Below are 25,653 nucleotides of genomic sequence, written 5' to 3'. Positions count from 1 at the left end.
TCAGCGGCTGCCGGCGGTGGACGCGGTGGCTTGTTCGGCGGCTTCGGCGCGCGCGGCGTACAGCGTGCCCGGCGGCGGCTGGCGGGTGAAGTAGGTATTGACGCCGTCGAGGATCGCGCGCGCCAGTTCGGTGCGGTGGCGCGGGTCGTTGAGCTTGCGCTCCTCGTCCGGGTTGGTGATGAACGCGGTCTCGACCAGCATCGACGGCACGTCGGGCGAGCGCAGCACGACGAAGTTCGCGCGCTCCACCGACGACTTGTGCGTGCGGCCCAGGCGCTTGAGGCCCGTCAGCACGTGGCCGGCGATGTCCTCGGAGGCCTTCATCGTGGCGCTCTGCGACAGGTCGAGCAGCACCGAGGCCAGCGTGTTGTCCTTGTCCTGCAGGCGCACGCCGCCGACCAGGTCGGCCGCGTTTTCCTGGTTCGCCAGCCACCGCGCGGCCTGCGACGAGGCGCCGCGCTGCGAGAGCACGAACACCGACGAGCCGCTGGCTTCGGGATTGTTGAACGCATCGGCGTGGATCGACACGAACAGGTCCGCCTTCGCCGCGCGCGCCTTCTGGTAGCGCTGCGCGAGGGGGATGAACACGTCGGTGTCGCGCGTGAGGTACGCCTTCAGGCCGGGCGTGGCGTTGACCTGGCGCGCGAGTTCGCGCGCGATGGCGAGCGTGAGGTCTTTCTCGCGGCTGCCGTTGGCGCCGCGCGCGCCGGGATCCTGGCCGCCGTGGCCCGCATCGATGGCGACGATCAGCGGGCGCATGCCGCCACGCATCAGTTGCTGCATCGACTTGGTCGCGCCGGGCGGCGGCGTGGTCATGGCCGAATTCGGGGACGGGAGCGTCGGCGCCACCTTCGTGGGCACGCCGGTCGCGATCGTGGTCGGGACCGTGCTGCTCGATACCGTGCCAGCCGGGAGCGTGCCGGTCGAAACGGTGCCGTTCGGAATTACCGTCGTCGCGCGGCGCGCGGTGGCCGGCGGCGGATTCACAGGCGCCGTCGTGGCGGCGATCAGGCGCGAGGTGGCCTGCGCCGACGCCGCGGCTTGCGCAGCGGTGTCGACCGGCGGGGGCGCGTCGGATTCGTCTTCCTTCGTTGCGAACGCGGCGATCGGATCGTCCGCGGCGCTGGGCGCCGGCACGTTCGCGACCGCGGTGTTCGCGCTCGTGCCGTCGCCCGGCCACTCGAGCACCAGGCGCGCGCCGTCGGCGGTGGGTTCGATGCGGGGCTTGAGCGCGACGACCGGCAGGGCCAGGTCGAACACGATGCGGACGGTGCCCGGCACGGGATGGCCGGTGCGGACTGCCTTGACGACGCCGGCGCCGGCCGGCGCACGGACGCCGCGGGCGAGGCTGGATTCGGGGAGGTCGACCACCAGCCGGTCGGGGCCGGCGAGGGTCAGCGTGGTGAACTTGGCCGGGGCGTCCAGGCGGAGCTCGGCGCGGGTGCCGGTCGGCCCTTCCGTGACCGCCAAGTCCTTGATTTCACTGGCGCGCGCAATGTTCCAGCACAGCGCCCAGACCAGCGCTGCGCCAAGCATCCATTGCTGCAATGTCGCCCCCTTGATGCGCATGGCCGGGAGTTAAGCACCGGGTCGCATCGATTGCAAGCGAAATTTCCTTATGAATCCGAGACCTGCCGCCCCTTCCTCTTAGCCAGCCACAGGAAAGGTCCGCAAGTCGGGATCGGCCCCCAGGCGGCGCAGCCAGTCGGCCCCCGCCGGGGTGCCGGCCGTGGCGGCGAAGGAGCGGCCCGGGCCTTCCAGCGCCAGTTCGATCGCCAGGTCCGGCGGCGGCAGCGCGGTGGCGCCCCGCTCCGGCCATTCGATCAACCACAACGTGCCTTCCGCGGGATCCAGGCCGAGGAACTCGAGTTCGCCCGCATCGCCGATGCGATACAGGTCGAGATGCAACGCATCGCCGCCTTCCGGCAACGGATAGCGTTCGACGAGCGTGTACGTCGGACTGCGGATCGCACCGGTGACACCGAGTGCACGCAACAACGCACGCGCGAGCGTGGATTTGCCTGCGCCGAGATCGCCACGCAGGTGCACGATCGCGCGCGGCGGACGCGACGCGGCGAGTGCCGCACCCAGGCGATCCGTTGCAACAGGCGATGGCAGGTGCAGGCGCATCAGCGTGCGATCTCCGCGTTCGAAAGACGCCGCAGGCGCGGCAACAGATCCGTCGGCAACAAACCGCGTTCGCCGCCATCGCGCGCAGCGTCGTCGCCCGCGGTGGCATGCAGCAACGCACCGATGCACGCGGCATCGAACGCGGGCAAGCCTTGCGCGCGCATCGCCGCGATCACGCCCGTCAACAAATCGCCCATGCCGGCGACGGCCATGCCGGGATTGCCTGCGCCGATGAGCGCGGAACGTCGTCCCGGCGCAGCGACGATCGTGCCTGCGCCCTTCAGCACGACGACGGCATCGAAGCGATCGGCGATCGCTTGCGCGGCGCCGAAACGATCGCGTTGCACGTCTTCCGTCGTCGATCGCAGCAGGCGCGCGGCTTCGCCCGGATGCGGCGTGAGCACCGTTTCGGGCGGCAACGCGGGGGCGTTTTCGCGCGCAGCGAGCAGGTTCAATGCATCGGCGTCGAGCACGAGCGGCTTGCCGCTGCCGAGCGCGGCGCCGAACAACACGCGGCCCCACACGCCCTGCCCCAGGCCGGGACCGACGGCGACGACGGTGGCGTGTTCGATCTGCGCGGCGAGGTCTTCGCTGCGCTCCACCGCGCGCGCCATGGCTTCTGGACGCCGCGACAACAACGCGGCGACGTGCGCCTCGCGCGTGGCGACATCCACCAGGCCCGCGCCGCTGCGCATCGCGGCCTCGGCACACAGCATGATCGCGCCGCCGCTGCCGTGGTCGCCGCCCAGGCACAGCACGCGGCCGGCCATGCCCTTGTGCGCGTCGCGGCGCCGCGGACGCAACACGTTGCGCAAGGCTTCCGACGATAACTGCGCGCAGGCCGGCGTGACGCCTTCGAACAAGTGTTGCGCGAGTTGCAGTTCCGCTAGTTCCAGGCGGCCGGCGATGTCGATCGCCTGGCCCGTGCGCAGGCCCGGCTTGGGGACGATGAATTCGAGCGTGCGCGTGGCGGCGACGGCGACGCCGCGGATCGCGCCGGTATCGGCGTCGATGCCGCTGGGCACGTCGAGCGCCAGGCACGGCGCGGGATGCGCGTTCATGGCCTCGATCAGCGCGGCCGACGCGCCTTCGGGCGCGCGCTTGAAGCCGATGCCGAACAGCGCATCGACGATGAGGTCGGCCGGCGGCAAGGCATCGACGAAGGCTTCGGTGCGGCCGTTGCGCTCGCGGAATTCATCGCGGGCGCGCGTGGCGGCGGGGCTGCGCGGCGTATGTTCGGCCAGGCGCACCACGCGCACGTTGCGCCCGGCTTCCAGCGCCAGGCGCGCGAGCACGTGCCCGTCGCCGCCGTTGTTGCCCGGCCCGCAGACCACGACGATGCGCTGCGCCTGCGGCCAGTGGCGCAGCGCGCAATGCCACGCGGCGCGGCCGGCGCGGCGCATCAGTTCGAAGGCGTCTCCGCCGAGTTCGGCCGTCGCGCGAACGTCCAGCGTCCGTGCGGCGTTCGTGTCGAAGAGCGCGAGGGTCGGCGGCATCGTGGCGATTCTATACTTGCGCCGTGACTTCCCCTGGGGCCAATGCGGTGCAAACCGCGACGCACGACCCGGATCGGCTGGCCGCCCTCGCGGACAGGATCCGCGCGATCGCGCGCGAGCTCGGGTTCCAGCGCTGCGGCTTTTCGGGCATCGAGCTCGGGCCCGACGAAGACCACCTGCGCGACTGGCTGGCGCAGGGCCTGTACGGCTCGATGGACTGGATGGCGCGCCACGGCGACAAGCGTTCGCGCCCGGCGGACCTGCTGCCCGGCACCGTGCGCGTGATTTCGGTGGGCCTCGATTACGGACAGGACGACGACGCCGCGTGGGCGACGCTGGACGACGGGGTGCGCGCCTACGTGGCGCGCTACGCGCTGGGCCGCGACTACCACAAGCTGATGCGCCACCGGTTGCAGGTCCTCGCCGATCGCATCGCGGCGGAGATCGGCCCCTTCGGGCATCGCGTGTTCGTGGATTCGGCGCCGGTGCTGGAACGCGCGCTCGCACGCAACGCGGGCCTGGGCTGGATCGGCAAGCACACGTGCCTGATCGATCGCGACGGCGGTTCGTGGTTCTTCCTCGGCGAGGTGTACGTGGATCTGCCGCTGCCGGTGGATGGACCGGCCAGCGCGCATTGCGGCACGTGCCGGCGCTGCATCGACATCTGCCCGACGCAGGCGATCGTGGCGCCCAACCGCCTCGATGCGCGGCGCTGCATTTCGTACCTCACGATCGAGCACGAAGGCGCGATCGACCCGGAACTGCGGCCGTTGATGGGCAACCGCATCTTCGGCTGCGACGATTGCCAGCTGGTCTGTCCCTGGAACAAGTTCGCGAAGCGGACCGACGAGCCGGATTTCCGTGCGCGCAACCACCTGGACACGGCGACGCTGCCCGAGTTGTTCGCGTGGACGGAAGCGGAATTCCTGCAGCGCACGGAAGGCTCTGCGATCCGGCGCAGCGGGCATGCGCGGTGGTTGCGGAACATCGCGGTGGCGTTGGGGAATGCACCGACGACGCCGGCGGTGCTGGGGGCGTTGCAGTCACGCGCGGGGATCGAAGACGCCGTGGTGCGCGAGCATGTCGAATGGGCGCTCGAACAACACGCCGCGCGCAACTCAGGGATCGCGCTGGATCTCGTCGAGTAGCGCGCGCGTCACCGGATCGGCGATCTCCGCGGGCTGGCCGCGCAACGCGGGCAGCAGGCCGTTCGCGAGTTGCTTGCCGAGCTCCACGCCGAACTGATCGAACGCGTTGATGTCCCACGCGAGCGATTGCAGGTACACGCTGTGTTCGTACAAGGCGATCAGCGCGCCGAGGCTGCGCGGCGTGAGCGCGTCGAGCAGCAACAAGGTGCTCGGGCGATTGCCCGCGTAACGGCGATGCGGATCGTCGCTGCCCTGCCCGTTCGCGAACGCTTCCACCTGCGCGAGCAGGTTGGCGAACAACGCACGGTGGCTTTCGCGATGCGGATGGTCGGCGCGCGTCACGCCGACGAAGTCGCCCGGGATGATGTCGGTGCCCTGGTGCAGCGCCTGGAAGAAGCTGTGCTGCACGTCGGTGCCGGCGCCGCCCCACCACACCGGTACGGTGGAGGTGTCGACCGGCGTGCCGTCGAGGTGCACGGACTTGCCGAGGCTTTCCATCACGACCTGCTGCAGGTGCGCGGACAGCAACTTCAGGCGTTCGTCGTACGAGAACACGCCCTGCGACGCGAAGCCGAGTGCGTTGCGATTCCACAACGCCGTCAGCGCATGCCAGGCACCGAGGTTCTCGCGCAGCGGTGCTTCGAGCACGTGCGCATCCATCTCGCCCGCGCCGGCCAGCAATTGTTCGAACGCGGGCATGCCCAGCGCGAGCGCGATCGGCAGGCCCACGGCGGACCACAGCGAATAGCGCCCCCCCACCCAGTCCCACATCGGCAGGATGCGCGCTTCCGGGATCCCGAAGGCCGCAGCGCGTTCGACGTTCGCGGTGACGGCGAGCAGGCGCGTGTCGTCGCCGAGCCATTCGCGCACGATGGCGCCGTTGAGCAGCGTTTCCTGCGTGCCGAAGGTCTTCGACACCATGATCGCGGCGGTGCGTTTCGGATCGAGCGTGGCGAGCACGCGCTGCGCGGCGGCGCCGTCGACGTTCGAGAGGAAATGCACGCGGAAGCGGCCCGGCGTTGGCGGCGACAGCGCATCGACGACGAAGCGCGGGCCGAGGTCCGAGCCGCCGATGCCGATGCTGACGATGTCGGAGACCGGCGTGTCCTGCAACGTTTCGATGACGTCGCGCATGCGCTCGAGCGCTTCGAGCGCGGTGTCGTGCGCGGCCGTGGCGATGGGCGAACGCGAGAGGTTGCTGCGCAGCGCGGTGTGCAGCGCGGCGCGATGTTCGGTGGGATTCACTTCCGCGCCGTCGACCAGCCGCCGCATGCCGCCGGCGAAGTCCGCGGCGTCGGCCAGCGCGAACAAGGCATCGAGCGCCTCGCCGTCGTAACGCTGCCGCGCGAAGTTGGCGTACAGCGGGCCCACGCGCAGCGCACAGCCCGTCGCGCGCGCGGGATCGGCGTCGACGAGCTGCTTGATCGAGGTGTCGGACAACCGCGCGGCGTGCGCGCGGAGCGTGGCGAAGTGCGTGGCGAGGGTCGCGTCCATGCGCCCCAGCTTACGCAGCCTGCTTCGGCATCGAGTGATTGGTGTGCGTCAGCGCGTTGTGGCGATCGACGTAGACCAGCGTCGGCTTGAACTTCGCCGCCTCGGCTTCGTCGCACGCGCCGTAAGCGCAGATGATCACCAGGTCGCCCGGCTGCGCCATGTGCGCGGCCGCGCCGTTCACCGAGATCACGCCCGAGCCTTCTTCGCCGCGGATCGCATAGGTGACGAAACGCGCGCCGTTGTTCACGTTGTAGATGTGGACCTGCTCGTATTCGCGGATGCCGGAAATGTCGAGCAGCCGGCCGTCGATCGCGCACGAGCCTTCGTAATGCAGCTCGGCGTGGGTGACGGTGGCGCGGTGGATCTTGGCTTTGAGCAGGTTGAGCTGCATGGAAACGGCTCCGCGATCGGCCGGGTCGGCCCGGGAAAGGTGCGCAGTCTAGGTGGGGGTTTGTGGCGCTGCAACAAAGGGGGCCGCACGGCCCGGCCGCGTATTCAGGCGCGCGCGGTCGTGAATTCCAGGTTGTCGATCAGCCGGGTGCGGCCCAGGCGGGCGGCGACCAGGGCCACGCGGGGGCCGGGCGACGCGTCGGGGTCGACCAGGTCCGGGGCGCGCACGACCGCGTAATCGACCTCGAAGCCGGCCGCATCCAGTGTGGCCCGGGCCTCGGCCTCCACAGCCCCGCGCGCGGCGCCGGCCAGCAGGCCGTCCCGCATGCGCTGCAGGCTGCGCTGGATCAGGGCCGCCACCGGGCGCTCTTCCGCCGAGAGGTACTGGTTGCGCGAACTCATCGCCAGGCCGTCGGCTTCGCGCAGGGTCTCGCCCGCCAGCAATTCGATCGGGAACGCGAGGTCGCGCGTCATGTAGCGGATCACCGCGAGCTGCTGGTAATCCTTGCGGCCGAACGCGGCGACATCGGGCTGCACCTGGTTGAACAGGCGCGCGACGACGGTGCACACGCCGTCGAAATGCCCGGGGCGATGCGCGCCTTCGAGCACGTCGGTGATGCCCGGCACGCGCATGCGCACCGCGCCATCGGCGCCGTAGGGATACATCGCGTCGACGCTGGGCAGCCACAGCACGTCGCAGCCGACGGCATCGAGGCCGGCGGCATCGGCGTCGGGCGTGCGCGGGTAGCGCGCGAAATCTTCGTTCGGCCCGAACTGCGTCGGGTTCACGAACACGCTCGCGACGATCCTGTCCGCATGCTGCCGCGCGAGCGCGACGAGCGAATGGTGGCCGGCGTGCAGGTTGCCCATCGTCGGCACGAAGCCGACGCGCAGGCCGTCGCGCTTCCAGGCACGGACGCGCGAACGCAACTCGTCGAGCGCGGTGACGGTGTCGATCATCAGTCGTAGGCGTGCGCGGCGTCCGGGAACGCGCCGCTGCGCACCGCGTCGGCGTAGGCCTGCACCGCGCCGGCGAGCGAACCGCCTTCGGCGAGGAAATCCTTCACGAACTTCGGGCGGCGATGGCCGGTGTTCACGCCGAGGAAATCGTGCAGCACCAGCACTTGCCCATCGCACGCAGCGCCTGCGCCGATGCCGATGGTGGGAATCGCCACGGACGCCGTGATCGCCGCGGCGAGCGGCGACGGCACGCATTCGAGCACCAGCAACGTGGCGCCGGCGTCTTCGACCAGTTTTGCGTCTTCGCGCACGCGTGCGGCCGCGGCTTCTTCGCGCCCCTGCACCTTGTAACCGCCCAGGCGCAGCACCGATTGCGGCGTGAGGCCGAGGTGCGCGCAGACGGGGATCTCGCGTTCGACGAGGAAGCGGATGACTTCGAGCTTGTGGCCCGCGCCTTCCAGCTTGACCATGCCCGCGCCCGCCTGCAGGCAACGCAGCGAGGCATCGAGCGCGCGTTCGGGCGTGGCGTCCGCACCGAACGGCAGGTCGGCGATCAGCAACGCGCGACGCAAACCGCGCGCCACGCACCGCACGTGGTAGACGATGTCGTCGACGGTGACGGGCAAGGTGCTGTCCTGTCCCTGCACCACCATGCCGAGCGAATCGCCGACGAGCACGAGGTCGGTGCCGTTGTCGTCGAGCACGCGCGCGAAGCCCGCGTCGTACGCCGTGAGCATCACCAGCTTGCGGCCTTCGCGCTTGGCGTCGGCCAGCATGGGCACGGTCCAGGGCTTCATGTCCGCCGGCTTGCTGTCTTTGCTGGTGTACATGACCCTAGCCTAGCGCCTGGATGTCGCCGGTGACCATCGCGGCGACGATGTCCGCCGCGCGCCCACGGCCGGGAATGACGACGTCCGGTGCGATTTCGACCAGCGGCACCAGCGCGAACGCGCGTTCGTGCAGGTGCGGGTGCGGGACGTGCAGGCCGGGTTCGTCGATGCGGTCTTCGCCGTAGAGCAGCAGGTCCAGGTCCAGCGTGCGTGCGCTCCAGCGTTCGTTGGCGCTGCGGTCGCGGCCGAAGGTGCGTTCGATCGACAGCATCGCGTCGAGCAGGGCGCGCGCGTCGAGTTGCGTGTCGAGCACGGCTGCGGCGTTCACGAATTCGGGCTGGTCGGTCTTGCCCCAGGCCGGCGTGCGGTAGAGGCGCGAGGCGCGCAGCAGGCGCGTGTCGGGCAGCGCGTCGAGCGCCTGCAACGCGGCCTGCACGGTCGCGCTCGCATCGCCGAGGTTCGCGCCGAGGCCGACGCAGGCGAGCATGGGGTTATCCGCCGCTCGCTTCGGGCCGGCGACGACGACGACGGCGCTTGCGCGGTGCGTCTTCGGCTTCGGCGGCTTCGATCGCGCGCGCTTCGAGCTGCGCGGCCACCGCTTCGCCCGGTTGCGACTGCACGTCGGTCCAGAACGCGATGTCTTCGGCGTGCTCGGGCGAGGCGTGCTGGCGCAGCACGAGGAAATCGAACGCGGCGCGGAAACGCGGATGGCCCAGCAGGCGGAACACGCGCTTGCGCTGGCGCTGGTTGAAGCGCGACTGCAGCAGCCAGATTTCCTGCATCGGCAGCGAGAAGCGGCGCGGCAACGCAATCGTGTTGAGCAGGTGCAGCGTGACGCGATCGGCGGCGCGGCGTTGCGCTTCGGCCGCGTGCACGCCCGAGGCCTGCAGGCCCATCAAATCGCGGCAATACGCGGGCCACAGCAGCACGGCGAACAGGAACGCGGGCGAGACGGGTTCGTCGTTGGCCACGCGCGCATCGGTGCTGCGCAGGCCTTCGATCACCATGCGGCGCAAGGCACCGCTGCGATTGCTGGCGAGCGCCTGCGCGGTCTCCGGCAGGAACGCGGCGAGCAGGCCGTGGTGTTCGAGGCGTTCGAAACTCGCGACCGCATGGCCGGAGAGGAAGAGCTTCAAGGCTTCTTCGAACAGGCGCGCCGGCGCGGATTCGCGCAGCAGCGGCGCGAGCGCGGGCAGCGGCGCGGCGGTGGCGGGTTCGATCGTGAAGTCGAGCTTCGCGGCCAGGCGCACGGCGCGCAGCATGCGCACGGGATCTTCGCGGTAACGCGTTTCCGGATCGCCGATCAGCCGCATCACGCGCGCCTGCACGTCCTCGAAACCGCCGGTGTAGTCGCGCACCGAGAAATCCTCGATCGCGTAGTACAGCGCGTTGGCGGTGAAGTCGCGGCGGATCGCATCTTCCTCGATCGTGCCGTACACGTTGTCGCGCAGCAGGCGGCCGCCTTCGTGCATTTCGCGATCGCCGCTGCCGTCGTCGACGTTGGCGCGGAAGGTGGCCACTTCGATGATCTCGCGGCCGTACACGACGTGCGCCAGGCGGAACCGGCGGCCGATCAGGCGGCAATTGCGGAACAGCGCCTTCACCTGCTCGGGCGTGGCGTCGGTGGCGACGTCGAAATCCTTGGGATGTCCGCCGACCAGCAGGTCGCGCACGGCGCCGCCGACGAGGAACGCGCCGAAGCCGCCCTCACGCAGGCGATAGAGGACGCGCAGCGCATTCGGACTGATGTCCTTGCGCGAGATCGCGTGTGCATCGCGCGGGATCGTGCGCAGGATCGGTTGCGCACTGGGCAGGGTCATGGGGGTCGTCGTGGACATCGGTTGCGGCAGGGCCGCGAATGAGGGCGGGATGGCAGGTCGTTCCGTTGCCTGGGGCCACGGCGGCCCGTATAGTAGCAAGCCTTCCGCGGGGGCCCTGTTTTTCCGGGGCCTGGTGCCCGTCCCCCGCCGACCAAGCCTTCGCTCCCATCGTCTAGAGGCCTAGGACACCACCCTCTCAAGGTGGACACACGGGTTCGAATCCCGTTGGGAGTACCAGATCCGTGAAAGCCCGTGCCGCAAGGCGCGGGCTTTTTCATATCCGCGCGCGCGGACGTACACTTCCCCGCCTCCGACCCCACGCCGACACGCCATGCCCTTCGTCGTCACCGACAACTGCATCAAGTGCAAGTACACCGACTGCGTCGAGGTGTGCCCCGTCGATTGCTTCCACGAAGGTCCCAACTTCCTGGTGATCGATCCGGACGAATGCATCGACTGCACGCTGTGCGAGCCCGAATGCCCGGTCAATGCGATCTATCCGGAAGACGACGTGCCGGCGGGACAGGAGGTCTTCGTTGCGCTCAACGCCGACCTGTCGAAGGCCTGGCCGGTGATCACCGTGCGCAAGGATCCGCCGGCGGATGCGAAGGACTGGGAAGGGAAGACGGACAAGTTGCCGTTGCTGGAGCGGTAACTTTTTCGGGATTCGGGCGACCTGCGGGTCCCCACCCCTGCCCTCCCCCCGAGGGGGGAGGGGGAAATCGGATCAACCGCCGAGCGCGGCCTTCAGTGCGGCCATCAGCTTCTGCGGCGCTTCGCCCGCGGCCGGCAGGCCGCGCGGGTCGACGGCCGAGACGTACACGCCGGCTTCGACCTTCGTCACGCGCACCAGGAAATCCGACCCGGCGTAGTTGATGTCGTACGTGCCGAGGATCTGCGCCTTGCTCGCGATCTTCACGCCTTCGGTCGCGGCGAGCGCATCACCCACCTTCGCGAACACGGCATCGCGTTCGCCCGGCACCGTGAAGCCGATCGGCGAGGCGGCGGTGGCGGAGGCGGCGTTCGGCGCGCCCGGCGTGGTGGCCGAAGCGGTGGGCGGCAGCTTCATCGCGGCATCCACGGCGGGGCGATCCAGGTCCGGCGGCACTTCGAGAGGACGCTGTTCCGGCGCCATCGCGTAGGGGCCCTTGTCCTTGCCGAACCAGTGGCAGCCCGTGGCCGCGACGACGACCAGGGTGGCGAGGGACAACGTGCGTGCGAGCGTATTGACGCGCATTTCGGGGGAACTCCTGTCAGGCCGCGAGCGAATCGCGAAGGGTGTGTTCGAGGGTCTGGATGTCGGCGGCGATGACCGGCGTGCGCACGGCATGCGCCGCGGACAACGGCAGCAGCGGCAGGCGCAAGCCATGGCCGTAGCCGAAATGCGCGAGCACGGCTTTCACCGGGATGGGATTGGGTTCGACGCCGAGGAAGTCGTAGGCCGGCTGCATGCGGGCATCGAGCGCTTCGGCCTCGTCGCGACGCCCGCCGCGTGCAAGATCGCACAAGCGACGGAACGCGACGGGCAGGACGTTGGAGGCGACCGACACGATGCCGTCCGCGCCGGCGAGCATCGCGCGGCAAGCGGTGGGATCGTCGCCGCTGAGCACGCTGAAGCTGGCATTGCGCAGGCGCAGCAGCGCGGTCATGCGCGCGGGATCGGCCACCGCTTCCTTGATCGCGACGATGCGCGGATGACCGGCGAGTTCCGCCACCGTCTCCACCTGCATGTCGCAGCCGGTGCGGCCCGGCACGTTGTACAGGACGATCGGCAATGCATCGTCGTCGGCGACCGCGCGGTAGTGCGCGACGAGGCCGGCTTGCGTGGGGCGCACGTACGGCGGCGTCACGACGAGCGCGAGATCGGCGCCGAGCGCGGCGGCGCGGCGCGTCTGTTCGATGGTTTTCGCGGTGTTGGACTGGCCCGTGCCCGCGAGGACGGGAATGCGCCCGGCGACCAGGTCGACCGCCGTGCGGAGCAAGGCGTCGTATTCGGCGTCGTACAACGCCGCCGCTTCGCCCGTGGAACCCGCGACGACAATGGCCTGCGTGCCTGCCTGCAGCTGTGCTTCAAGCAAACGGCGCCAGGCGTCGAGGTCGATTTCGCCGGTCGACGTGAAAGGCGTCGCCAGCGCAGTGATGCTGCCGGAAAGATGCAAGTGGATACGCTCGCTGCGTGCGTGGGGGGCGTGCCGCCCGTCGCGATCTTACTTGCGGCGTGAAACCAGCGGCAAGTATGCTGGCCGCGCCCCGGAGTCTTGTCCGGGACGCCGTTCAGACCTCGGAAGGCCGCCTTGACCGAAACCCCCGCCCGTCCTCCTGCGCCGAACGAGAACCACCTGCTCATCAATGCGTACACGACGCACCCGCAGTCGCCGCTGCTGGCGGTGACCCGCCGCATTTCCGACAGCGGCTGCAACCTCGTCGATGCGCGCCTGAGCACGGTGGGCCGCGACGTGTCGGTGACCGCGCTGGCCACGGGGTCGTGGGACGCGGTGGCCAAGCTGGAAACGATGCTGGGCCGGCTCGAACGGGAAGAAGGCCTCAAGCTCGTCTTCTATCGCACCGGCCCCAAGCAGGTGCAGTCCAACCTGCTGCCCTACATCGTCGAGGTGGTGGCGGCGGACAAGCCGGGCATCCTGTTCCAGCTGGCGGACTTCTTCGATCGCCAGGGCATCACCATCGAATCGCTGCATTGTTCGCGCTACCGCGCGATGCAGACCGGCGCCGACATGTTTTCCGCGCAGGTCACCATCGGCATTCCCTCGGACATGCACATCGCGGCGCTGCGCGACGATTTCCTCGAGTTCTGCGACCACCTCAACCTCGACGCGATCATGGATCCGATGAAGTTCTGATGGCCAAAGCCAAGCCGCTGTCCAGGAAGCTCCTCGATGCGCCGCTGGCGCTCGCCGGCAGGGACGGTCCGCGCGAAGGCCGCTTGTCCGACCACGCCGGCCGCTGGCTCGTCCTCTACTTCTATCCGAAGGACAGCACGCCGGGCTGCACCACCGAAGGCCTGGATTTCTCCGCCCTGCTCCCGAAGTTCCGCAAGCTCGGCGCAGATGTTCTGGGCGTGTCGCGCGATTCGGCGCGTTCGCACCAGAACTTCTGCACGAAGCAGGGCTTCGCCTTCGACCTGGTCAGCGATGCGGATGAGGTGCTGTGCACCGCGTTCGATGTCATCCGCGAGAAACAACTCTACGGCAGGAAATACATCGGGATCGATCGGAGTACCTTCCTCATCGACCCGGCGTCACGCGTCGCGCGCGAATGGCGCGGCGTGAAAGTCCCCGGCCACGCACAGGCCGTCCTCGATGCTCTGCAACAGGCCCAACAGGAACCTCAATGACGCGTAGCAAGCGCATCCATGTCCTCGACACCAATGTGTTGATGCACGATCCGACGGCACTGTTCAAGTTCGAAGAGCACGATGTCTACCTGCCGATGCAGGTGATGGAAGAACTCGACAACGCCAAGAAAGGCACGTCGGAAGCCAGCCGCAACGCGCGCCAGGTCAGCCGCTTCCTCAACGAACTCATCGAGACCCAGGGCGTCGCCGACGTCCACAACGGCATCCCGCTCTCGCGCCCCAACGGCCTGCAGCTGCGCGGCGCCGAGAGCGCGGGCCGCCTGCGCTTCCAGACCAGCAACTTCGACGCGGGCAAGCGCTTCGGCGCGGTGATCCCCGACAACCACATCCTCGGCGCGATCCTGGCGCTGAAGGAAGACGAACCCGATACGCCGATCGTCTTCGTCTCCAAGGACATCAACCTCCGCATCAAGGCCGCCATCGCCGGCATCGTGTCGGAGGACTACGAGAACGACCGCGCCCTCGACGACTTCAGCCTGCTCTACACCGGCGCCACCGCGCTGCCGGAAGACTTCTGGACGATCCACGGCAAGGACCTGCGCTCGTGGACGGAGAAGGGCCGCACCTTCTACGAGATCGCGCGCCGCGACGAGGACGACTGGTATCCCAACCAGTTCCTCTACCTGCCGGGCGACGAAGAAGCCGAACTGCGCGTGGCGCGCGTGACGGACGCGAAGATCACGCTGCAGATCGTCGACGACTACCGCCACAACCAGCACAACGTGTGGGGAATCACCGCGCGCAACCGCGAGCAGAACTTCGCGCTCAATGCGCTGATGGACCCGGAAGTCGATTTCGTGTCGCTGCTCGGCACCGCCGGCACCGGCAAGACGCTGCTCGCGCTCGCCGCGGGCCTGGCGCAGACGATGGACCAGCAGCGCTATCGCGAAATCATCATGACGCGCGCCACCGTGAGCGTCGGCGAAGACATCGGCTTCCTGCCCGGCACGGAAGAGGAAAAGATGACGCCGTGGATGGGCGCGCTCACCGACAACCTGGAAGTGCTCACGCACAACCAGGAAGGCGGCAGCTGGGGCCGCGCGGCCACGAACGACCTGCTGGCCTCGCGCATCAAGATCCGCTCGCTCAACTTCATGCGCGGGCGCACGTTCCTGTCGCGTTACCTCATCCTCGACGAGGCGCAGAACCTCACGCCGAAGCAGATGAAGACGCTGATCACCCGCGCCGGTCCGGGCACCAAGATCATTTGCCTCGGCAACGTCGAACAGATCGACACGCCCTACCTCACCGAGACGACCTCGGGCCTGACCTACGCGGTGGATCGCTTCAAGGGCTGGGCGTACAGCGCGCACGTGACGCTGCGTCGCGGCGAGCGTTCGCGCCTGGCGGATTACGCCTCCGAAGTGCTCTGAGGCCATGGCGCAGGGAAGCGCACGCGTCTCCGCGTTGACCATCGCCGGATCCGATTCCGGCGGTGGCGCGGGCATCCAGGCCGACCTGAAAACCTTCGCCGCGCACGGCGTGCACGGGCTGTCGGCGATCGCCGCATTGACGGCGCAGCACACGCGCGGCGTCACGGCGGTGCACGTGCCGCCGGTGGAATTCCTGCGGGCGCAGGTGGATGCGTGCTTCGACGATTTCGACATCCGCGTCGTGAAGCTGGGGATGCTGGCGACCACCGACGTGATCCGCGAAGTCGATGCGTTGCTCGAGGCGCATTGCGCGGTGCCGGTGGTGCTGGATCCGGTGATGGTGGCGACGTCGGGCGCGAAGCTGCTCGCCGACGACGCCCTCGATGCATTGCGCATGCGCCTGCTGCCGCGCGCGACGATCGCGACACCGAACCTGCCGGAAGCCGAATTGCTGCTCGGCGCGCGCATCACCGACGTCGAATCGATGCATGTCGCCGCCGGTGCATTGCTCGCGCACGGCGCGCGTGCGGTGCTGCTGAAAGGCGGCCACCTGGCGCAGGGCGATGCGGTCGTGGATGTCTTCGCCGATGCGCATGGCATGCAGGAGATCGTGCATCCGCGCCTGGCACTCGAAGCGCACGGTACGGGCTGCACGCTCGCCTCCGCCATCGCCGCGCGCCTGGCGCTCGGCGACGCGCTGCGCGAGGCCTGCATCGCGGCCTCGGATTACGTGCATCGCGCGCTGGCGTCGGGGTACCGCCCCGGCCGCGGCGACATCGTGGTCCTGGATCACTTCGGCGCGGCGCGCTGACGATGGAGGCGATCGAACTGCCGGTGGTCTCCGCCGACGGCCATCGATCGCAGCTGCAGGCCCGCATCCCGCCCTCGCCCACCGCGACGTTGCTGTGGTTCGGCGGCATGGGGATCGCGGCGCGGCATTTCCTCCCCTTCGCCGAAGCGCTCGCGCAACGCGGCATCGCGGTGTTCGTGCACGACTGGCGCGGCCTGGGCAGCAGCAGCGTGCGCGCGAGCCGTCGCGAGGACTGGGGCTACCGCGCATTGCTGATGCAGGACTTCCCCGCGTGCGAAGCGGCGATCGAACACGCCCTGCCCGGCCTGCGCCGCATCGTCGGCGGCCATAGCCTCGGCGGGCAGCTGGCGAGCTGCCGGCTCGGGCTCGCGCACGGCGTCGCGTCCGAATTGTGGCTCGTCGCCAGCGGCACGCCCGACTGGCGCGCCTTCCCGCCGCGCACGCGCTGGTGGCTGCCGATGGCCTACCAGGCGCTGCGGTCCATCGCGGTGCTGTGCGGCAAGTTGCCGGGCCGCCGGCTCGGGTTCGGCGGCGAGGAAGCACGCGGCGTGGTCCGCGACTGGTCGCGCACCGGGCTCACGGGGCGCTACGCGGCGGTCGGGGTGGACGATCTCGAAGCGGCGCTCCGGTCCGTGACGGTCCCGATCCGCGCGGTCCGCATGGCCCACGACTGGCTCGCGCCCGGCACGTCCCTTGAGGCCCTGCTGGCGAAGATGCCCGCCGCGCCGCGGTCGATCGCGGTCGTCGAGGAGGCCGCGCCTGGCGTGCGCGCCGACCACTACGCGTGGATGAAACACCCCGCGCGGACCGTGGAGGCCCTGCTTGAGCGATAATCGCCGCCGCTTCTTTGGCCCCGTAGCTCAGTTGGATAGAGCGGTCCCCTCCTAAGGGACAGGTCGCACGTTCGAATCGTGTCGGGGCCGCATCGGTACTGGTCGCACATCCATGTGCTACTGCCCGCACATCCCTGTGCGGACTGTTCACTTCGAAAGCGTTCCCCCATTGGAGTTTTATCGTGACCCATCCCGTCCTGACCGCGCTCGGCCTGCGCGACATCGAATCCGGCACTTTCCTCGGCAACGACACCTGGTCGAAGACCACGGATGCCGGTGTCCTGGAACCGGTGAACCCCACCGACGGCGCGGTGCTCGCGAAGGTCCACGCCTCCTCGCAGGCGGACTACGACACGATCGTCGAGCGCGCGCAGGCGGCCTACCAGGTGTGGCGCACCACGCCGGCGCCGCGTCGCGGCGAAGCCGTGCGCCTGTGCGCCGAAGCGCTGCGCACGCACAAGGATGCGCTGGGCTCGCTGGTCGCGCTGGAAATGGGCAAGTCGAAGCCGGAAGGCGACGGCGAAGTCCAGGAAATGATCGACATCGGTGAATTCTCCGTCGGCCTGTCGCGCCAGTTGTACGGCCTGACGATGCATTCGGAGCGCCCGGGCCATCGCATGTACGAGCAGTGGCACCCGATCGGCATCGTCGGGATCATCAGCGCGTTCAACTTCCCCGTCGCGGTGTGGGCGTGGAATGCGTTCGTGGCCGCGGTGTGCGGCGACATCTCGATCTGGAAGCCCTCGCCCAAGACGCCGCTGTCGGCGATCGCGGCGATGAAGATCTGCAACGAGGCGCTGAAGAAGGGCGGCTTCCCGGACATCTTCTTCCTGTTCAACGACGCGGGCACCGAGCTCGCCTCGACCTTCGTCGACGACAAGCGCATCCCGCTGATCTCGTTCACCGGTTCCACCAAGGTCGGCCGCATCGTCGGCGAGCGCGTCGCCCGCCGCATGGGCCGCTCGTTGCTGGAGCTGGGCGGCAACAACGCGATCATCGTGGACAAGTCGGCGGAGCTGAAGCTGGCGATCCCGGCGATCGTGTTCGGCGCCGTCGGCACCGCGGGCCAGCGCTGCACCACCACGCGCCGCCTGATCGTGCACGAGTCCATCTACGACGACGTGCTGGCCAAGCTGGTCACCGCGTACAAGCAGGTCGAAAAGAAAATCGGCGACCCGACGGATCCGGCCAACCTGATGGGCCCGCTCAACAGCCGCGACGGCGTCGATGCGTACCTGGATTCGATCGCCAAGGCCCGCGCGGCCGGCGGCAAGATCGAAACCGGCGGCACCGCGATCGAGGGCAAGGGCAACTTCGTGCTGCCGGCGATCGTGACGGGCCTGACCAACGACGCGGAGATCGTGCAGCACGAAACGTTCGCGCCGATCCTCTACGTCATGAAGTTCAAGGCGCTGGATGAAGCCATCGCGATGCAGAACGCCGTGCCGCAGGGCCTGTCGTCCTCCATCTTCACCACCGACCTCAAGGCGGCCGAGGCCTACCTGGCCGCGTCGGGGTCGGATTGCGGCATCGCCAACGTCAACATCGGCACCTCGGGTGCGGAGATCGGCGGCGCGTTCGGCGGCGAGAAGGAAACCGGCGGTGGCCGGGAATCGGGTTCGGATGCGTGGAAGGCTTACATGCGCCGACAGACGAACACGATCAACTACTCCGATGCGCTGCCGCTGGCGCAAGGCATCAAGTTCGACCTGTGAGCCACTGACCGCATGTACGGGCTCGCCAGGCCTTTCCTGTTCGGGCTGGACGCCGAGCGCGCGCACGCGCTCGGCCTGTCCGCCCTCGAAGCCGCGTATCGCACGGGTACCAACCCGTTGCTCGCGCGCGCGCCCAAGCCGCTCGCGGTCAAGGTGTTCGGGCTGCAGTTCCCCAACCCGGTGGGCCTGGCCGCGGGGCTGGACAAGAACGGCGCGCACATCGATGCGCTGATGGCGCTGGGTTTCGGCTTCGTCGAAGTCGGCACCACCACGCCGCGGCCGCAGGCGGGCAACCCGAAGCCGCGCATGTTCCGCCTGCCCTCGCAGCGCGCGATCATCAATCGCCTGGGCTTCAACAACGACGGCGTGGATGCGCTGGTGGCCAACGTCTCGCGCGCGCGTCGCCGCGGCGGATTGCTCGGCATCAACATCGGCAAGAACAAGGACACGCCGAACGAATCGGCCGAATCCGATTACCTGTTCTGCCTGGAGCGCGTGTATCCGCTCGCCGACTACATCACCGTCAACATTTCCTCGCCCAATACCGCGGGGCTGCGCGAACTGCAGGAAGAACAGCAGCTGCGCCGCCTCGTGGGCACGCTGCGCGAAGCACAGGAGCGCCTGGGCGCACAGCACGGGCGCCGCGTGCCGATGCTGGTGAAGATCGCGCCGGACCTGTCGGACGAAGACATCGATGCGGCCGGCCGCGTGCTGTCGGACCTGGAAGTCGATGGCGTGATCGCCACCAACACCACGGTGTCGCGCTTCGGCCTGGAACACGTGCGGCACGCGGACCAGGCCGGTGGCCTCTCGGGCGAACCGCTGATGGGCCGCTCCACGCTGGTGCTGCGCAAGCTGCGCACGCGCCTGCCGGAACACATCCCGCTGGTGGGCGTGGGCGGCATCCTGTCCGGCGCGGATGCAGCGGCGAAGGCCGCGGCGGGTGCGTCGCTCGTGCAGGTGTATACGGGCCTGATCTATCGCGGGCCGGCGCTGATCGGCGAATCCGTCGATGCGATGCGCCGCCGCAAGGAAGCGCCGAGCCGCGGGAACCTGCCACCCGATGCCTGAGGCGATCCACGTCGGCGGCGGCTATCGCCTCGTCGAGCACGCCCGGCTCGATGCGCGCAACACCTTCGGGGTGGCCGCGCGCGCGCCGATGCTCGTGGAAGTGTCCGACGTCGCGGCGCTGCCGGAGTTGTTCGGTTACGCGATGTTGCGCGATGCACCGGTGCTGGTGCTCGGCGGCGGCAGCAACCTGCTGTTCGCCGACGATCCGCCGGGTGCAGTGCTGAGCCTGGGCGCGCAATCGATCGCGATCCTCGAAGATGACGGCGACACGGCGATCGTGCGCGCCGACGCGGGCGTGGAATGGCATGCGCTGGTGCTGTGGACGCTGGGCCACGGCCTGGCGGGCCTGGAGAACCTCGCGCTGATTCCCGGCACCGTGGGTGCGGCGCCGATCCAGAACATCGGGGCGTACGGCGTGGAAGTGCGCGAGTCGATCCATGCGGTGCACGTGTTCGAACGCGCGACGCGCACGACGGCGACGCTGACGGCCGAAGACTGCGCCTTCGCATACCGCGACAGCGTGTTCAAGCATGCGCCGGATCGCTGGCTGGTCACCGCCGTCGATTTCCGCCTGTCGCGCACGCCGCAGTTGCGCCTGGATTACTCGGGCGTGGGCGACGAGCTGAAGGCGATGGGGATCGACGCACCGCGCGCATCGCAGGTGGCCGAGGCCGTGTGCCGCATCCGCCGGCGCAAGTTGCCGGACCCGGCGGTGATCGGGAACGCGGGCAGCTTCTTCAAGAATCCGATCGTGCCGGTCGCGGTGGCGGATGCGTTGCACGCCGAACATCCGGGCCTGCCGATGTTCCGCGGCGCCGGCGAAGGCACGCGCAAGTTGTCCGCCGCGTGGCTGATCGACCAGTGCGGCTGGAAGGGCCATCGCGATGGCGACGCGGGCGTCGCGGACTCGCATGCGCTGGTACTGGTGAACCATGGCGGCGCGACCGGTGCGCAGCTGCTCGACCTGGCGCGACGCATCGCGGCGTCGGTGCACGAACGCTTCGGCGTGCCCATCGAACCCGAACCGCGGATCGTCGGCGCCACGTGGTGACGCTGCCGATGCCGCGGATGCCGGGCGCGCATTGGCGCGCTGCGCTGCTGATGCTGGGCAGCGCGTGCTTCTTCGGGCTGATGGCGGTGGCGATCAAGCTGGCATCGGCGTCGCTGCACACCTTCGAGATCGCGTTCTTCCGCAATTTCTTCGGCCTCGTCGCGGCCCTGCCGTTGTTGCTGCGCCACGGGCCGCAGCTGTTGCGGACGACGCAATTCCCCCGCTACATCATCCGTTGCGTCATCGGCGTGGTGTCGATGTTCTGCGGCTTCTGGGCCATCGGCCACCTGCCGCTCGCGCAGGCGATCGCGCTGTCGTATTCCACGCCCCTGTTCGTCACCATCGCGGCGGTGTGGATGCTCGGCGAACAGGTGCGCGCGCGCCGCTGGGCCGCGGTGGTCGTCGGCTTCATCGGCGTGCTGATCATCGTGCGGCCCGGCAGCGCCAACTTCACCCTCGGCACGCTCGTGGCGCTGTCGGCGGCGGTGCTGAGCGGCCTGGCCGCGATCCAGATCAAGCAGCTCTCGCGCGTGGAGCCGGCGGACCGCATCGTGCTGTACACGACGATGCTGTGGGTGCCGCTGTCGTTCCTGCCCGCCCTGTTCGTGTGGGAGTGGCCGCGCGGGATCACCTGGCTGTGGGTGGTGGCCGCGGGCTTCATGGGCACGGGCGGGCACATGCTGTGGACGCGCGCGCTGAAGATCGGCGAGGTGTCCGCGCTCTCGCCCATCAGCTTCATGCAGTTGCCGATCGTCGCGGTCTTCGGCTACTTCCTGTTCGACGAACGCCTGGACAAGTGGACCTTCGTCGGCGCCTCGATCATCTTCGCCGCGAACGTCTACATCTCGCACCGCGAAGCCCAACTCGCAAAGCGCAACGCGACCCAGTCCCCCTCCGAAGCCGCCCAACCGAACGAGTAACGCGCGTCCATCCGGAGACCCCAGCCCCTTTTAGTAAAAGGGGCGCGCGACAGCGGGGGTATTTGGCGGTATGCCGCCAGGGGCCCAAAGTTTGCCGCGCAAACTTTGGGTCGGCGCGCTGAGCGCGCCGACGCGCCACTCCCAAAGAAAAAGGCCGATGCGTTTAAGCATCGGCCTTTTTCTTTGGAGTGGCGCGCCCGGAGAGATTCGAACTCCCGACCACCAAGTTCGTAGCCTGGTGCTCTATCCAGCTGAGCTACGGGCGCAGGAGCGGAATTATGAAGAACGTGTCATCACTTCGTCAACGTGCATTTTGAAAATCCATGCAAGTTTTCGTCGTGACTTGTAACTGGCGGAGACTGAGGGATTCGAACCCTCGATGGAGCTTTTGACCCCATACTCCCTTAGCAGGGGAGCCCCTTCGGCCTCTCGGGCAAGTCTCCGGAGGCACTTCATCGAAGTGCCGGCGAAGGATACAGATTCACTCCGTGCCCGGCAAACCGGATTTGCCGTCGCCCGGCTCTTCGCCGCGCTGGATTCGCTGGTAGATCTCTTCGCGATGCACGGCAACGTCCTTCGGCGCGGTGATGCCGATGCGGACCTGGTTGCCTTTAACGCCCAGGACCGTGACGGTGACCGAGTCGCCGATCATCAGGGTTTCGCCGACTCGCCGAGTCAGGATCAACATGTGGCTCTCCTTCGCCAGCGGCCATCCCGCTGGTCCGTTCCGCCGCGAAATCGCGGCGGGGCACATCCATTGGTGCGCGAAGCTGAACGATCATAGGTCGCAGGGCCGGGGCCAGACAACCGCAGGACGTCATGCCTCAGTTTAGGCGCTGGGCCACCCACTGCGGAACCTCGGCCAGCGCGGCCTGCAATGCGGGGCCATCATCACCGCCGCCCTGCGCGAGATCCGGACGGCCGCCGCCTTTGCCGTTGATGCGACTGGCGACATGCGCAAGCAGTTCCCCGGCCTTGACCTTGCCGACGAGGCCGCCCGTGACACCGGCGACCAGCGCGGCCTTTCCGTCCGACGTGCCGGCCAGCACGATGACCGCTTCGCCGAGCTGCTGTTTCAGCCGGTCGACCGCATCGCGCAACGCCTTCGCATCGAAGCCTTCCAGGCGCGAGGCGAGCACGCGCACGCCGCCCACCTCCACCGCCGCGCCCGCCAGGTCCGACGTGGCGCCGGAGGCAGCCTTCGCCTTCAGCCCTTCGACTTCGCGTTCGAGTTTCTTCTGGCGATCGAGCAGTGCGCGGAGCTTCTCGCCCACGTCCGCGACGTTGCCACCCAGCATCCGTGCTGCTTCGTTCAAGCGACGTTCCTCGTCGGCCACGTAATCCAGCGCGCCCTGCCCGGTCACTGCCTCGATCCGGCGCACACCGGCGGACACGCCGCCTTCGGAGACGATCTTGAACAGGCCGATGTCGCCGGTGCGTGATACGTGCGTGCCGCCGCACAACTCGGTGGACGTATCGCCCATGCGCAGCACGCGCACGCGCTCGCCGTATTTTTCGCCGAACAGCGCCATCGCGCCGAAGTCCAGCGCTTCCTGCATGCCCATGTGCTGCACTTCGGCCGCGTGGTTGCCGCGGACTTCGGCGTTGACCATGCGTTCGATGGTCGCCAGTTCGTCGGCGGTGACCGGCTGGAAGTGCGAGAAATCGAAACGCAGGCGATCCGGCGCGACCAGCGAGCCCTTCTGCGTGACGTGCGTGCCCAGCACCTGGCGCAACGCGGCGTGCAGCAAATGCGTGGCGCTGTGGTTGAGGACGGTGGCGGCGCGGCGCGCGTGGTCGATCGCGCCGACGAGGTGGTCGCCGACCTTCAGCTCGCCGGCCTTCAGCGTGCCGACGTGGCCATGGAACTGGCCCGCGAGCTTCTGCGTGTCGCGCACTTCGAACAGCACGCCCTGCTCGGCGAGCTGGCCGGTGTCGCCGACCTGGCCGCCGCTCTCGGCGTAGAACGGCGTGCGATCCAGGATCACGATCGCTTCTTCGCCGGCGCGCAACGCGTTGACCGGGCGGCCTTCGCGCACGATGGCCTGCACGACGAGGCCGCCGACGTCGACGTGGTCGTAGCCGTCGAATTCGGTGGGCGCCAGTTGCGAAATCAGTTCGCCAGGCAACGACAGCCCGCCGCCGAACTTGCCCGCGGCGCGCGCGCGTTCGCGCTGCTGTTCCATCAGGCGTTCGTAGTCGGCCATCGTCGTTTCGGGCAGCGTCGTGCCCTTCTCGCGCAGGATGTCGGCGATCAGGTCGGGCGGGCAGCCGTAGGTGTCGTGCAGCTGGAAGAGCTGGTCGCCGGTGAGCGTGCCACCGGATTGCTGCAGGTAGGTGTCGAGGCGCTGCATGCCCGCATCGAGCGTCTGCGCGAACGCGGCTTCTTCGGCCTTGAGCGCGCGTTCGACGAGTTCGCGCTTCTGCACGAGCTCCGGATACGCCTCGCCCATCGCTTCGCACAGCGGCAGGACCATGCGCCAGAACGCGCCGCCCGGCTGCAACGCGCCGAGCTTCCAGAAGTGGCGCACCGCGCGGCGGATGATGCGGCGGAGCACGTAGCCGCGGCCTTCGTTCGACGGCAGCACGCCGTCGACGATCAGGAAGCTGCACGCGCGAATGTGGTCGGCGATGACGCGCAGCGACTTGTGTTCGAGGTCGGACGTATCGGTGATCGTCGCCGCGGCGCGGATGAGGTGCTGGAACAGGTCGATCTCGTAGTTGCTGTGCACGTGCTGCAGCACGGCGGCGAGGCGTTCCAGGCCCATGCCGGTGTCGACGCACGGCGCAGGCAACGGCACGAGCGTGCCGTCCGGCTGGCGGTCGAACTGCATGAAGACGTTGTTCCAGATTTCGATGTAGCGATCGCCGTCTTCATCGGGCGACCCCGGCGGGCCGCCGGCGATGTGCGCGCCGTGGTCGTAGAAGATCTCGGTGCACGGGCCGCACGGGCCGGTGTCGGCCATCTGCCAGAAATTGTCCGACGCGAACGGCGCGCCCTTGTTGTCGCCGATGCGGATGATGCGATCGGCCGGCAGGCCGACGATCTTGTGCCAGATGTCGAAGGCTTCGTCGTCGGTGTGGTAGATCGTGACGAGCAGGCGCTCGGGCGGCAGCGCCCACACCTGCGTCAGCAGTTCCCACGCCCATTTGATGGCGTCGTGCTTGAAGTAATCGCCGAAGCTGAAGTTGCCCAGCATCTCGAAGAACGTGTGGTGGCGCGCGGTGTAGCCGACCTGGTCGAGGTCGTTGTGCTTGCCGCCGGCGCGCACGCAGCGCTGCGACGAGGTCGCGCGCACGTAGCTGCGCTTCTCGGCACCGAGGAACACATCCTTGAACTGCACCATGCCCGCGTTGGTGAACAGCAACGTGGGGTCGTTGCCCGGCACGAGCGGGCTCGACGGGACGACGGCATGCCCCTTGGAGCGGAAGAACTCGAGGAAATCGGTGCGGATCTGGTGACTGCTGCGGAGGGGCTGTTGGGGATTCATGCGGCGACCGGAAGGGGAACGCGGGCGCGACGGCGGCCGCGTCGCCGGGGGCGGACGCGGAGCCTGCGCTCCGGGAGGGGCGAAGCGTATCAGCCCGGCCGGAATGCCGTCAGGTCGTGGGTGAAACGCGTGGTTCCGCGATCGGCTGCGATCGGTGCGGCCGCGGGCTCAGTCGTCGGGATCGAAGCGGGTCGCGGCCCGGACGTGGTCGTTGGAAAAACCGCGGCGCAGCAGCCAATCGGCGGCCTTGTAGCGGAGGTCGCGATCGTCGGCGACGGCGGGGCCGAAGCGGCGTTGCACCAGGTCGCGGGCGAGCGAGGGCCAGTCGGCTTCGGCCGATTCCATCGCGGTGGAGACCGCTTCGCGCGGGAGGCCGTGCATGGCCAGTTCGGCGCGGATGCGGACCGGGCCGTAGCCGGTGGCCGCCCGGCTACGGATGAGTTGTTCCGCAAAGCGGCCGTCATCCTGCCAACCGGCCGCCTGCATCTTGTCGACGGCCGCGACGGCGGCATCGACCTCCACGCCGCGCGCGGTGAGCTTGCGCGTCAGCTCGCGGCGGGAGTGTTCGCGCCGGACCAGCAGGCCGAGGGCGCGCTGGGCAGGCGTGGCTTCGGGACGCTTGCGGCGTGCGGGGCGATCGTCGGGTTTGCGCGCGTCGGCGGCCGAGGCCTCCGACGACGCATCCGCGGCTTCGCGTGCATCCGCCTGGTCCCGATCGCCCTCCCCGCTGTGCCATCCCATAGCCAG

The 25,653-nt window shown here is 68.9% G+C and carries 25 protein-coding genes and 4 tRNA genes; 13 read left to right on the top strand and 16 right to left on the bottom strand.

Annotated features, from left to right (window positions below; all coding sequences use genetic code 11):
* From LYSHEL_RS12160 to LYSHEL_RS12150, 3 genes are all read right to left on the bottom strand, one after another.
* A complete protein-coding gene (locus tag LYSHEL_RS12160; protein ID WP_213434294.1) occupies positions 1-1,569 on the bottom strand; it encodes an N-acetylmuramoyl-L-alanine amidase in 1,569 nt (522 codons plus the stop codon).
* A 78-nt stretch (positions 1,570-1,647) separates the two neighbouring features.
* Positions 1,648-2,130, bottom strand: a complete 483-nt coding sequence (gene tsaE / locus LYSHEL_RS12155; RefSeq protein ID WP_213434293.1) for a tRNA (adenosine(37)-N6)-threonylcarbamoyltransferase complex ATPase subunit type 1 TsaE — start codon at positions 2,128-2,130, stop codon at positions 1,648-1,650.
* Complete coding sequence (locus tag LYSHEL_RS12150; protein ID WP_213434292.1) at positions 2,130-3,626, bottom strand: NAD(P)H-hydrate dehydratase; 1,497 nt, start codon at positions 3,624-3,626, stop codon at positions 2,130-2,132. The genes tsaE and LYSHEL_RS12150 overlap by 1 nt, the downstream gene beginning before the upstream one ends.
* Before the next feature lie 47 nt (positions 3,627-3,673).
* On the opposite strand from LYSHEL_RS12150, the gene queG reads away from it, so the two are divergent.
* Positions 3,674-4,774 (top strand): tRNA epoxyqueuosine(34) reductase QueG, encoded by a 1,101-nt coding sequence (gene queG, locus LYSHEL_RS12145; RefSeq protein WP_213437818.1) that lies wholly within the window; start codon positions 3,674-3,676, stop codon positions 4,772-4,774.
* Here the strand turns inward: queG and pgi are convergent.
* The 6 genes from pgi to pcnB all read right to left on the bottom strand — a co-directional run bounded on the left by pgi (position 4,745) and on the right by pcnB (position 10,286).
* Positions 4,745-6,268 (bottom strand): glucose-6-phosphate isomerase, encoded by a 1,524-nt coding sequence (gene pgi, locus LYSHEL_RS12140; RefSeq protein ID WP_213434291.1) that lies wholly within the window; start codon positions 6,266-6,268, stop codon positions 4,745-4,747. The genes queG and pgi overlap by 30 nt on opposite strands.
* 10 nt (positions 6,269-6,278) lie before the next feature.
* The gene (gene panD / locus LYSHEL_RS12135; protein ID WP_213434290.1) at positions 6,279-6,659 is read right to left on the bottom strand and encodes an aspartate 1-decarboxylase; all 381 of its coding nucleotides are present in this window, start codon (positions 6,657-6,659) and stop codon (positions 6,279-6,281) included.
* A 104-nt stretch (positions 6,660-6,763) separates the two neighbouring features.
* A complete protein-coding gene (gene panC, locus LYSHEL_RS12130; RefSeq protein ID WP_213434289.1) occupies positions 6,764-7,618 on the bottom strand; it encodes a pantoate--beta-alanine ligase in 855 nt (284 codons plus the stop codon).
* On the bottom strand, positions 7,618-8,448 hold the full coding sequence (panB, locus tag LYSHEL_RS12125) for a 3-methyl-2-oxobutanoate hydroxymethyltransferase (RefSeq protein WP_213434288.1): 831 nt from the start codon (positions 8,446-8,448) through the stop codon (positions 7,618-7,620). The genes panC and panB overlap by 1 nt, the downstream gene beginning before the upstream one ends.
* Before the next feature lie 4 nt (positions 8,449-8,452).
* The gene (folK, locus tag LYSHEL_RS12120; protein WP_213434287.1) at positions 8,453-8,935 is read right to left on the bottom strand and encodes a 2-amino-4-hydroxy-6-hydroxymethyldihydropteridine diphosphokinase; all 483 of its coding nucleotides are present in this window, start codon (positions 8,933-8,935) and stop codon (positions 8,453-8,455) included.
* A gap of 4 nt (positions 8,936-8,939) precedes the next feature.
* A complete protein-coding gene (gene pcnB, locus LYSHEL_RS12115) occupies positions 8,940-10,286 on the bottom strand; it encodes a polynucleotide adenylyltransferase PcnB (protein ID WP_213434286.1) in 1,347 nt (448 codons plus the stop codon).
* A gap of 143 nt (positions 10,287-10,429) precedes the next feature.
* Here pcnB and LYSHEL_RS12110 point away from each other — a divergent pair.
* Both LYSHEL_RS12110 and fdxA read left to right on the top strand, forming a co-directional pair.
* Positions 10,430-10,505, top strand: a tRNA-Glu gene (locus tag LYSHEL_RS12110).
* A gap of 94 nt (positions 10,506-10,599) precedes the next feature.
* Positions 10,600-10,923: a ferredoxin FdxA gene (fdxA, locus tag LYSHEL_RS12105; protein ID WP_213434285.1), complete on the top strand. Its 324-nt coding sequence runs from the start codon at positions 10,600-10,602 to the stop codon at positions 10,921-10,923.
* Between the two features lie 72 nt (positions 10,924-10,995).
* Here fdxA and LYSHEL_RS12100 read toward each other — a convergent pair whose 3' ends face one another.
* Both LYSHEL_RS12100 and dapA read right to left on the bottom strand, forming a co-directional pair.
* Positions 10,996-11,505: a hypothetical protein gene (locus LYSHEL_RS12100; protein WP_213434284.1), complete on the bottom strand. Its 510-nt coding sequence runs from the start codon at positions 11,503-11,505 to the stop codon at positions 10,996-10,998.
* Between the two features lie 16 nt (positions 11,506-11,521).
* Positions 11,522-12,427: a 4-hydroxy-tetrahydrodipicolinate synthase gene (gene dapA, locus LYSHEL_RS12095; protein ID WP_213434283.1), complete on the bottom strand. Its 906-nt coding sequence runs from the start codon at positions 12,425-12,427 to the stop codon at positions 11,522-11,524.
* A gap of 135 nt (positions 12,428-12,562) precedes the next feature.
* Here dapA and LYSHEL_RS12090 point away from each other — a divergent pair, with 135 nt between their 5' ends.
* From LYSHEL_RS12090 to LYSHEL_RS12045, 10 genes are all read left to right on the top strand, one after another.
* Positions 12,563-13,126, top strand: a complete 564-nt coding sequence (locus LYSHEL_RS12090; protein WP_213434282.1) for a glycine cleavage system transcriptional repressor — start codon at positions 12,563-12,565, stop codon at positions 13,124-13,126.
* On the top strand, positions 13,126-13,620 hold the full coding sequence (locus LYSHEL_RS12085) for a peroxiredoxin (RefSeq protein WP_213434281.1): 495 nt from the start codon (positions 13,126-13,128) through the stop codon (positions 13,618-13,620). Before LYSHEL_RS12090 ends, LYSHEL_RS12085 begins: the two co-directional genes overlap by 1 nt.
* Complete coding sequence (locus LYSHEL_RS12080) at positions 13,617-15,014, top strand: PhoH family protein (RefSeq protein WP_213434280.1); 1,398 nt, start codon at positions 13,617-13,619, stop codon at positions 15,012-15,014. The genes LYSHEL_RS12085 and LYSHEL_RS12080 overlap by 4 nt, the downstream gene beginning before the upstream one ends.
* Positions 15,015-15,018: 4 nt before the next feature.
* A complete protein-coding gene (gene thiD / locus LYSHEL_RS12075) occupies positions 15,019-15,825 on the top strand; it encodes a bifunctional hydroxymethylpyrimidine kinase/phosphomethylpyrimidine kinase (RefSeq protein ID WP_213434279.1) in 807 nt (268 codons plus the stop codon).
* 2 nt (positions 15,826-15,827) lie between these two features.
* Positions 15,828-16,658 (top strand): alpha/beta hydrolase family protein, encoded by an 831-nt coding sequence (locus LYSHEL_RS12070; RefSeq protein ID WP_213434278.1) that lies wholly within the window; start codon positions 15,828-15,830, stop codon positions 16,656-16,658.
* A gap of 16 nt (positions 16,659-16,674) precedes the next feature.
* A tRNA-Arg gene (locus tag LYSHEL_RS12065) sits at positions 16,675-16,748 on the top strand.
* A gap of 92 nt (positions 16,749-16,840) precedes the next feature.
* A complete protein-coding gene (gene amaB / locus LYSHEL_RS12060; RefSeq protein ID WP_213434277.1) occupies positions 16,841-18,373 on the top strand; it encodes an L-piperidine-6-carboxylate dehydrogenase in 1,533 nt (510 codons plus the stop codon).
* 12 nt (positions 18,374-18,385) lie between these two features.
* The gene (locus LYSHEL_RS12055) at positions 18,386-19,444 is read left to right on the top strand and encodes a quinone-dependent dihydroorotate dehydrogenase (RefSeq protein WP_213434276.1); all 1,059 of its coding nucleotides are present in this window, start codon (positions 18,386-18,388) and stop codon (positions 19,442-19,444) included.
* Entirely contained in the window at positions 19,437-20,495 is a 1,059-nt protein-coding gene (murB, locus tag LYSHEL_RS12050; RefSeq protein WP_213434275.1) for a UDP-N-acetylmuramate dehydrogenase, read from the top strand. The genes LYSHEL_RS12055 and murB overlap by 8 nt, the downstream gene beginning before the upstream one ends.
* Positions 20,496-20,503: 8 nt before the next feature.
* Entirely contained in the window at positions 20,504-21,415 is a 912-nt protein-coding gene (locus LYSHEL_RS12045; protein ID WP_407075187.1) for a DMT family transporter, read from the top strand.
* 189 nt (positions 21,416-21,604) lie between these two features.
* On the opposite strand, the gene LYSHEL_RS12040 is transcribed toward LYSHEL_RS12045, so the two are convergent.
* From LYSHEL_RS12040 to LYSHEL_RS12020, 5 genes are all read right to left on the bottom strand, one after another.
* Positions 21,605-21,681 (bottom strand) — tRNA-Arg (locus LYSHEL_RS12040).
* 84 nt (positions 21,682-21,765) lie between these two features.
* Positions 21,766-21,858: transfer RNA gene (locus LYSHEL_RS12035), tRNA-Ser, on the bottom strand.
* A 38-nt stretch (positions 21,859-21,896) separates the two neighbouring features.
* Positions 21,897-22,103 carry a carbon storage regulator CsrA gene (csrA, locus tag LYSHEL_RS12030; protein WP_213434274.1) on the bottom strand — a complete coding sequence of 69 codons (207 nt, stop codon included), beginning with the start codon at positions 22,101-22,103 and terminating at the stop codon, positions 21,897-21,899.
* Positions 22,104-22,239: 136 nt separating this feature from the next.
* Positions 22,240-24,906 (bottom strand): alanine--tRNA ligase, encoded by a 2,667-nt coding sequence (gene alaS / locus LYSHEL_RS12025; RefSeq protein ID WP_213434273.1) that lies wholly within the window; start codon positions 24,904-24,906, stop codon positions 22,240-22,242.
* 168 nt (positions 24,907-25,074) lie between these two features.
* A complete protein-coding gene (locus tag LYSHEL_RS12020; RefSeq protein WP_213434272.1) occupies positions 25,075-25,647 on the bottom strand; it encodes a regulatory protein RecX in 573 nt (190 codons plus the stop codon).
* Between the last annotated feature and the right edge of the window lie 6 nt (positions 25,648-25,653).

The organism is Lysobacter helvus (assembly GCF_018406645.1).
GTDB lineage: Bacteria > Pseudomonadota > Gammaproteobacteria > Xanthomonadales > Xanthomonadaceae > Noviluteimonas > Noviluteimonas caseinilytica.
The sequence above is the reverse complement of the archived record's forward strand: the minus strand, read 5'-3'. Positions and strand labels throughout refer to the sequence as shown.